The organism is Deltaproteobacteria bacterium, from assembly GCA_016183175.1.
GTDB lineage: Bacteria > UBA10199 > UBA10199 > UBA10199 > SBBF01 > JACPFC01.
The window spans coordinates 1-7,626 of the sequence record JACPFC010000137.1 but is presented as its reverse complement, the minus strand read 5'-3'; the positions used below and the strand labels follow the sequence as shown (position 1 = coordinate 7,626).

The window sequence follows — 7,626 nt, the reverse complement described above, 5'->3', positions numbered from 1 at the left end:
TTTTAATTAATAAATTTAAATAGTTATGTGAATATATAATTATATGTTTAAATAAACTGATAAAACAAAACATATGCCTATTAAAATACCTAATTAATTCGAATTTTTCCCGCAACTTTTTCCGAAACCTGCCGATAATAGCCAAAAACAAAGCTTAAATCTTAGAAAGCTTTGCCCTTGAGAATTATGGAGAGGATAGGTATTTGTCCGTTTCCCGATTATGGCCACAGATATCAAAAAGCCGGATGCCGTCACTTCTCCAGCCGGTGAGAATTTCCCGGACGGCATACCGCCCGACAATGGGGCTACTCCCTTGTCAAGTCTGCCGGATAAAACCACCGGCGGCGTTGTCGATCCGGGGCGCGAAGGGGATGTTTTTGTAAAAGAAGTCATTAGACACTATGATGACGTCGTGGGGAGTTACGAAAAAAGTGGGATCACGCCTGATACAAAAGACGATCTTTTTAAGTTGATATCGGCACGGAGTAGACAACATCCCGGGTTTCGGAACCAGTTTAGCCTCTTGGCCAAGCGGGTTATGAATCTTCCCGAGATAACCGATGACCAATTAGCCGATATTCTGGAAGAAGAATGGGGAAGGCTTTCCCCCTCGGAAACCGGCGGCAGGCCTGCCGCCCTGTCGGCCACGATTGCAAGGCTCCGCAACGAACTGGCCGGCAACCGCATCCGCGCGGCCCTCAAAAAAGCCCGAACAGAAGTCGAGATGGCAAAACTCCTTGGGGGATTCCCTCCGCATACCTTCTTCGGCAGGAACCGCACAGTGCTCGCCGGTTTAAGCGAGCAGTGGCGTGATGAGGCGATGGACGACATGCTGGTTGTTGGACCCGGATATGATAAGGGATATCCGCATACAACCGAAGTCTACGAATGGCTCACCTGCCTTCCGCAGGTCAAACGCCTTTTAGCAATCGACGGCAATTTATGGCTTTTGAAATGGATCGAGGAAAAAAAGAATCCCGAGTTTAAAGTGGAACCCGACCTCTACAAGAGTGATCCGGAATACCGGAACTATGTACACCGGTTTGTTCCCCCCCGTTACGATCCCCTCTCTTATCTTCGTGATTCCAATTTTTATCTTCCGGCCAATGAGAGGCTCCCCGGAAAAATTTCCACCATGGATCTTAACTTTCTGACCGACCCGCTCCCCGAGAAAAAGCACGACCTGATTGTTTGCCTGAATGTTCTACAAACCCTCACGTTTAACAGGACCGACAAAACGCTGGCGCGCGCCTTTGTGTTTCAACTGGCCGACGCGCTAAAACCCGGCGGACGTCTGGTCCTTCATACCCGCTCGCCGGATGGGGAAGGGGTCCCCTTTACCGAAGAGGAGGCGCTTGCCCTCGGCCTTGAGCGCCGTGTGGAGAGTTTTGGCACGCCGTTTAACACATTTATTTTCACCAAAATCGGCGACGGGACGCCGCTTTTGCGCGAACTGGCCGAAAAGATCAAGGCAGAATTGAGAACCGCCAAAAAACCGGCTCCCCCAAAAGGAGGCCCAAAGGGAGGCGGCAATATCTTTTTTGCCCCTCAAGAGACAACCGAAACCGCCGCCGACCCAGTCACCCCTTTCGATACCAGACGTCTTGGTCAGACACAAGTCCATCAAGGCGCCGCGAATGATGATGTTGTCGGAAATCCCTTCTGGACTCCGCCGGTCGTTTCGGCCAGCAGTTATATGGGATGGAATCCGGCGATGACGCCACAGTCTGCCTTGATGGGAAACGCCGCCCTCGCCGCCGGTGCGGCCTTGGCCCCGGTTATGGCGCCAGCAGGAATGCCGGTTGTTCCTGTTGCCGCCCCTGCCTTTTTATGACAAGACAGGCTGATCCACCGAATGTGCCTGCCGCACTTTCGTCCGCCGAAACGGCTCCACGAACCATTTGCGCAGGGTGTTTTTGATGACGGTGGGCTTGTGCGTGAGCGAATACATATAAAAGGGGACTACACAGCCGCACCGGTCGCAGTCGGCCTTGTCCCCCAGCATGCACTTGGCCTTGCGGACGCCCGACGGATCGAACGACGAGGCCCTCTTTGAAAAGACGCAGTTGTCGGTCACCGGCCGGCACTTGTCCGAACGCATGAGGGCAATCACCTCGCGGTCCACCGCCAGAAAATCGGGGTATTGGTTTTTCAACTTGAGCAACCGGTCGCAGAGGGAATCGCGCAACTCCCGGCTCAAGGCGAGATCGTCGGAGAGTGTCTCGATGGGGGTGTAAAAATCAAAGCAAAAATTTTTGACGTTCGGGTGGTTTCTCCATTCGTGAAAGCACTTTTCAACCGACTGGTGATTCAGGGCGTTGATGCAAAAGGCCACCGTCACCGGAACGGGTGACTCCGCAATGGTCTTTTTGATTTTCCGGTACAGGCCCTGCCTGTTCCTCACCAGATCATGACGCTCCTCGTCGCCGTCGATGGAGATGTAAAAATTGATGTTGTCCCTCCAGTCGGGAATGGGAAACGACCCGTTGGTGACGACGGTGTTGTATTTGAAAAGCCTGCGCCCCTTGTCGATCAAGTCTTTCCGGAGGAGCGGTTCTCCCCCCACCCAGGTGCATTGCAAAAAGGGGATTGTCCTGTTTTTTTTCATCTCGAGGAGCTTTTCGTACCATTCCTCGGCCTTCAGTTCGTGTTCTTCCACGTCCTGCTCAAAAAAATAGCAGTGTTTGCACCGGAGGTTGCACTTGTTGGTGACATCGATGGAGACAAACCCGTCTTTGGGGAACCCAAAAAGGAAAAAATACCCCTTCAAAAGGTCGTATTTCGTCACTCGAAAACGCCTCTTATGCATACCCATCCTTTAATGAAAATTGACCCCGATACGCGGAAGCGATTTGGCCTCTTCCGCGGCGGCAACCTTTTCGGCGGGGACATAAAAAGGAGTCAGGCCATTTAGCAGGTAGTCGATCAACCCCTGGATGACCGGCTCGATCTCCATGCCTTCGCCCATCACCCACGAGGCGGCCAGTTCCTTGACGCTTCCCACCATGCACCGGGCCGCGACAGCCGTGTCGCAATTGCGGAAGATGCCCGCCTTGATGTTGGCATCGAGATTGTGCTGGATGATCCGCGCCAGCTGGTCGTAGAACTGGGAGATCTTTGCGTCGAAGGCGCCATCGAGACCGCGCGAGTCAATCAGCATGATTTTGGTGAGCAGGCGGTTTTTGGTGATGGTGGCGATAAAGTCGCCGGCCAACTGCCTGAACACAACGCTTAAATCGGCCCCCGGAGGGGCGCCAAGGGCGTTGATCTTCGTCGTGTTTTGGGAAAGTTCCGTAAAAAAACGGTCGATCAGGGTGTTGAAGACATCTTTTTTGCTTTTGAAGTAAAGGTAAAAAGTGCCGCGCGCAACCTGGGCTTCGTCGATGATTTCGGAGACGGATGTGGCGGGATAACCCTGGCGGGCAAAGACACGAATCGCGGCGTCGAGAATCAACCCCTCCCTCTTCTTTCGATTCATACCTTCGCTTCCTAGGTACGTTTAAAAAAAATGTCAACTGCGAAAAATTTCTTTTGTAACAATTCAGTTTCGGGTGGCTTTCTTGAGGTTCCATCGGCTGTTTGAGCGCACCACAGTAAAATCGCCAACCGGAGCAAGCCAAAGTCCAACCGACAAGTGAAGTGGCGATTCCAAAAACCGCGAGTTCCGATGGAACCGAAAGAAAACAGCCGAGACTGAATTGTTATTTTCCCCTATTTTTTCACCGCCACGAGCATCAACAGCCATGACATGTCGTTTTGATGGGTGATTTCAAAGCCGTTTTTGCGGATAAACGACAGAAGTTCCGGCTGATCGAACATGAATTCGTAGGGGTGGTCAAAAAGGGTTCGAAAGAGGAGGCCCAAAAGGGGGAAGGAAAAGGTTTCGATGCTGTATTCCCTTAAGCAAAGCCTCCCCCCTTTTTTAAGCGCCCGGTGAATTTCCTTCACCCCCTTTTTCCAGTTTTGCAGATGATGCAAAACATCCAGCATCACAACGGCGTCAAAGCCCCGGTCGTCAAACGGGAGATTGCAGAGGTCGGCCACCTGAAAAACCAGCCTCGAATTTTTTTCGGTGAGCGACTCGGCATGGGCGACCATTTTGGGGTCGATGTCGACGGCGGTGTAGCTTCTGGTTTTCAGCTTTTCCGAAAGATGCCGCGCCACCCGCCCGTTTCCGCACCCTGCTTCCAGAATCGACAGGCCGCGCCCGAGGCGGGCCCAGTTGAGCAAAACCGGCAGGTCGATGAGTTTTTGCAGTAAAAAACGAAGAGGATGGTTGACAAGAAAGCGCTCGATGAAGTTAAGCTTTCCATGGTGAGTCGCGGACGGCATGATTGTGCATTTTAACGCCAACAGGACTCTTGAGCCATGAAAAAGAACGCCTCTCCTTCCCTGACGCTGGTCACGGGCGCCAGCGGTTTTATCGGCGGCCAGGTTGCTTTTTTGCTTGCCGGAAAGAACCGACCGCTCCGGTTGTTGTTGCGGCCCGGCGCCGCCACCCGTCATCTGGCCGGCCTTTCGTATCAGACCGCCTACGGCGACCTGCGCGATTATGCCTCGCTTGTCTCGGCCATGAAAGGGGTGGAGGTGGTCTACCATGTGGCCGCCCTTTTTGCCCTCTGGACGCGACACCGGGAGGATTTTTTCGAGATCAACGTGGAGGGGACAAAAAACATCTGCCGGGCGGCCCTTACGGCGGGGGTCAAACGGTTTGTCTATACCAGCACGACGGGAGCCGTTGGCATTTCGGACAATCCGACAAAACTATTGGACGAAACGGCCGAATGGAACCGGGGGTGGACCAACGACCCTTACACCCTTTCCAAGTACGAGGCGGAACAGGTGGTGAAGGAATATGTGGGAAAAGGGCTCCCGGCCGTCATTTTAAACCCCACCGGTCCGGTCGGCCCCGGCGATGTCCGCCCGACCCCGACGGGAAGGCTGATTTGCGATTTCATCCGGGGGCGAGTCCCTTTCTACGTCGATGCCCATTTTTCGCTGGTGGATGTACGGGATGTCGCCTTGGGGCATTTTTTGGCCGAAACCATCGGAGAAGTGGGGGAGCGCTATATTCTTTGCGCCGAAAATTTGACCGCCAGGGATCTTTTAACCCGGCTGGCCCGCTTTGCCGGAAAAAAACCGCCGTCGATCAAGATACCCACTTTTCTGATCCAGCGGTTCGCCTCCATCGCCGAATGGGTGGCCGACCATGCCACCCACCGGCCGCCGATGATCACCAAACCCTACGCCAGGCTTCTCCCCCATTATTTCTGGTTCGACAACACAAAATCGAAAAAGAAACTGGGAATGACCTACCGGTCGATCAACGACGCATTGAGGGACGCCGTCGCGTGGTTTAAGAAGGAGCATTATGTGTAAATCCCCCCCTTGCCCCCCTTTGTCCCCGCCAGAGGCGGGTCCGCCTTTGGAGGAAAAGGGGGGTTGGGGGGATTTATGTCAATTCATCAATCCTCTTCGCCAGCGCAAAATCCTTTTCGGTGATACCGCCGACGGCGTGAGTAATCATGGAGACCTGGACCCGGTTGTATTTGATGGCGATGTCGGGATGGTGGTCGAGCTCCTCCGCCGGATCGACCAGATTGTTGACAAAAACAACGGCGGTGGGAAAGGTATCGAAGCGGAATTCTTTGTAAAGCCGTCCCTCAACCAGGGACCAGCCGGAGAGCTTTTTTAGTTCGGCGCTGATTTGAAAAGGGGCAAGTTTGGGCATAGTGCGCCATCATTTCCCTGGCCGGCATACGAGCAAGATGTATTGAAACGGACGGGCGTTGTCAATATGATCCACCCGTGCCGGCCGTCCTTTCCAAATTCCCTTCGGCGTTTCTTGAACGGATCGATCGGATCGTCCCTCCCGCCTTGATTTCCGAGGTTCATCGGGGGTTTCTCGATTTCAATCCGACCGTTTTTCGGATCAACCGGCTGAAGTCCGATGCCTCATCGGTCATCCGCGAACTCGAACAGGCAGGTCTTGTCTGCGAGCCGATTAAAAATTTTCCCGATGCCTGTTTGCTTAAAAAAGGGAGCCTCAAAAAACTGCGCGAGTCGAAACCGTACCGGGAAGGATGGATTTATCTGCAGAGCCTTTCAAGCCAGATTCCGGCGCTGATGCTGAATCCCCAGCCGGGTGAGCGGGTGCTCGACCTCTGCGCCGCCCCCGGCGGAAAGACATGCCAGATGGCGGCGATGATGCAAAATAAGGGAGAAATTACAGCGATTGAGCCGCATCCGATCCGGTACGAGAAGCTGATTTATAATTTGAAGAGGCAGGGGGTGGAGATTGTGCGGGCGGTGAGGATGAGAGGAGAAAATATTGATCTTAATTGCGTAGCGGGTGACGCCGGAGGGAAGGGTTCCCAAGCCGCGCCGCCAGTGGCGGATGAAGCGGCTTGGGAGCCCATGCAACTTTCCGCCCCCACCTCACTCGAACCAGTGGCGTTCGGTGGGGACCCCCCCGATCGCGCCGCAGGCGGCGATGTGGCGTATGAGACAAACCGTCACGACGTTCCACACCGAGAAAGCCACAGCGACGCCGAGGACGAGCGGGAAACCCGCAGGCGGCAGGACCCGCATACACCAGCGTTCGACCGCATTCTCCTCGACGCCCCCTGTTCTTCCGAAGGGACTTTTTGCGTCAAGGACCCAAAAGGCTTCGACCACTGGTCGGTCGATCTCATCAAAAAAATGGCGGCCCGGCAAAAAAGACTCCTGCGCTCTGCCATTGCCTTACTCAAGCCGGGGGGCCTTCTTGTCTATTCCACCTGCGCTATTTCCCCGGAGGAAAATGAAGAGGTGACCGACAGCGCCCTGAAAGAGCTTGAAGACATCGAGGCTCTCGATATCCCGCTCAAATTTCCCTTTTTGAAACCGGCACTCGCGGGTTGGGAGGGAAAAGCATTCCATCGGGGGGTGGCAAGGGCAAGGAGGATCTATCCATCCCCAATGATGGAAGGATTCTTTGCCTGTTTCATGAGGAAAAGATGATATTTTTAGGGTCTTCTTGAACCATTTGACCCATTCAAACGTCAAACAGACACAAAGGAGGAAATGACCATGCATAAACACATTCTGGCAACCGCTGTTTTTGGGGTTTTGGTCGGCGCCGCTTTTTATGCCGTTGCCGATGACCCGAACCTGCGCGATAAGAAGGCCTGCAAGGCCGATGTGGAAAAATACTGTGACGATGCCGGAAAAGGGCCGGCCGTCCATAAATGCCTGAAGGAACACGAGAGCGAACTCTCGGATGACTGCAAGGATTCCCTTGAGGACCGCAAGTCGATTGTCGAGGCCTGCAAGGATGACAAGGAGAGTTTCTGCGCCGATGAAAAGGGGCCGCGGGAGGTCAACAAATGCCTCCGGGAACACAAGTCGGAGTTGAGCGACACATGCAAAGACGCCGTCGAGACGGCCAAGGCGGACGAATAGTTTTATTCCTCTTTTTCCTTGTCGTGTTTGGCGACGAATTTTTTGATGTCTTCAAAATGCTCGATGATGAGCCTTGCCTTTTTGATGCCAAACGAGAAAGGATAGCGGTCCTCCGGGGTGTTTTTGAGGACCAGTAGAGGGTTTCCCTTGTATTCCGATTCTTCGACAATGGCCATAGGGGGC

Annotated in this window: 9 protein-coding genes; 4 read left to right on the top strand and 5 right to left on the bottom strand. The window is 53.8% G+C overall.

From position 1 onward, the window contains the following. Positions 1 to 220 precede the first annotated feature (220 nt). Positions 221 to 1,834, top strand: coding sequence for a hypothetical protein (locus tag HYU99_12170; protein MBI2341103.1), 1,614 nt, complete (start codon positions 221 to 223; stop codon positions 1,832 to 1,834). Here HYU99_12170 and HYU99_12165 read toward each other — a convergent pair. The 3 genes from HYU99_12165 to HYU99_12155 all read right to left on the bottom strand — a co-directional run bounded on the left by HYU99_12165 (position 1,829) and on the right by HYU99_12155 (position 4,332). Next, positions 1,829 to 2,788 (bottom strand): radical SAM protein, encoded by a 960-nt coding sequence (locus HYU99_12165; GenBank protein ID MBI2341102.1) that lies wholly within the window; start codon positions 2,786 to 2,788, stop codon positions 1,829 to 1,831. The genes HYU99_12170 and HYU99_12165 overlap by 6 nt on opposite strands. 30 nt (positions 2,789 to 2,818) lie before the next feature. Further along, on the bottom strand, positions 2,819 to 3,478 hold the full coding sequence (locus tag HYU99_12160) for a TetR/AcrR family transcriptional regulator (GenBank protein MBI2341101.1): 660 nt from the start codon (positions 3,476 to 3,478) through the stop codon (positions 2,819 to 2,821). Between the two features lie 233 nt (positions 3,479 to 3,711). Beyond that, positions 3,712 to 4,332 carry a class I SAM-dependent methyltransferase gene (locus HYU99_12155; protein MBI2341100.1) on the bottom strand — a complete coding sequence of 207 codons (621 nt, stop codon included), beginning with the start codon at positions 4,330 to 4,332 and terminating at the stop codon, positions 3,712 to 3,714. 36 nt (positions 4,333 to 4,368) lie between these two features. On the opposite strand from HYU99_12155, the gene HYU99_12150 reads away from it, so the two are divergent. Beyond that, complete coding sequence (locus tag HYU99_12150) at positions 4,369 to 5,379, top strand: SDR family oxidoreductase (GenBank protein ID MBI2341099.1); 1,011 nt, start codon at positions 4,369 to 4,371, stop codon at positions 5,377 to 5,379. 73 nt (positions 5,380 to 5,452) lie between these two features. Here the strand turns inward: HYU99_12150 and HYU99_12145 are convergent, their stop codons facing one another. Then, the gene (locus tag HYU99_12145) at positions 5,453 to 5,731 is read right to left on the bottom strand and encodes a 4a-hydroxytetrahydrobiopterin dehydratase (GenBank protein ID MBI2341098.1); all 279 of its coding nucleotides are present in this window, start codon (positions 5,729 to 5,731) and stop codon (positions 5,453 to 5,455) included. 77 nt (positions 5,732 to 5,808) lie between these two features. On the opposite strand from HYU99_12145, the gene HYU99_12140 reads away from it, so the two are divergent. Both HYU99_12140 and HYU99_12135 read left to right on the top strand, forming a co-directional pair. Beyond that, positions 5,809 to 7,002, top strand: a complete 1,194-nt coding sequence (locus tag HYU99_12140; protein ID MBI2341097.1) for an RsmB/NOP family class I SAM-dependent RNA methyltransferase — start codon at positions 5,809 to 5,811, stop codon at positions 7,000 to 7,002. Positions 7,003 to 7,065: 63 nt separating this feature from the next. Beyond that, a complete protein-coding gene (locus HYU99_12135; GenBank protein MBI2341096.1) occupies positions 7,066 to 7,443 on the top strand; it encodes a hypothetical protein in 378 nt (125 codons plus the stop codon). A gap of 2 nt (positions 7,444 to 7,445) precedes the next feature. Here the strand turns inward: HYU99_12135 and HYU99_12130 are convergent. After that, positions 7,446 to 7,626 (bottom strand): hypothetical protein (locus HYU99_12130; protein MBI2341095.1); only part of this gene is annotated, 181 nt, incomplete at its 5' end.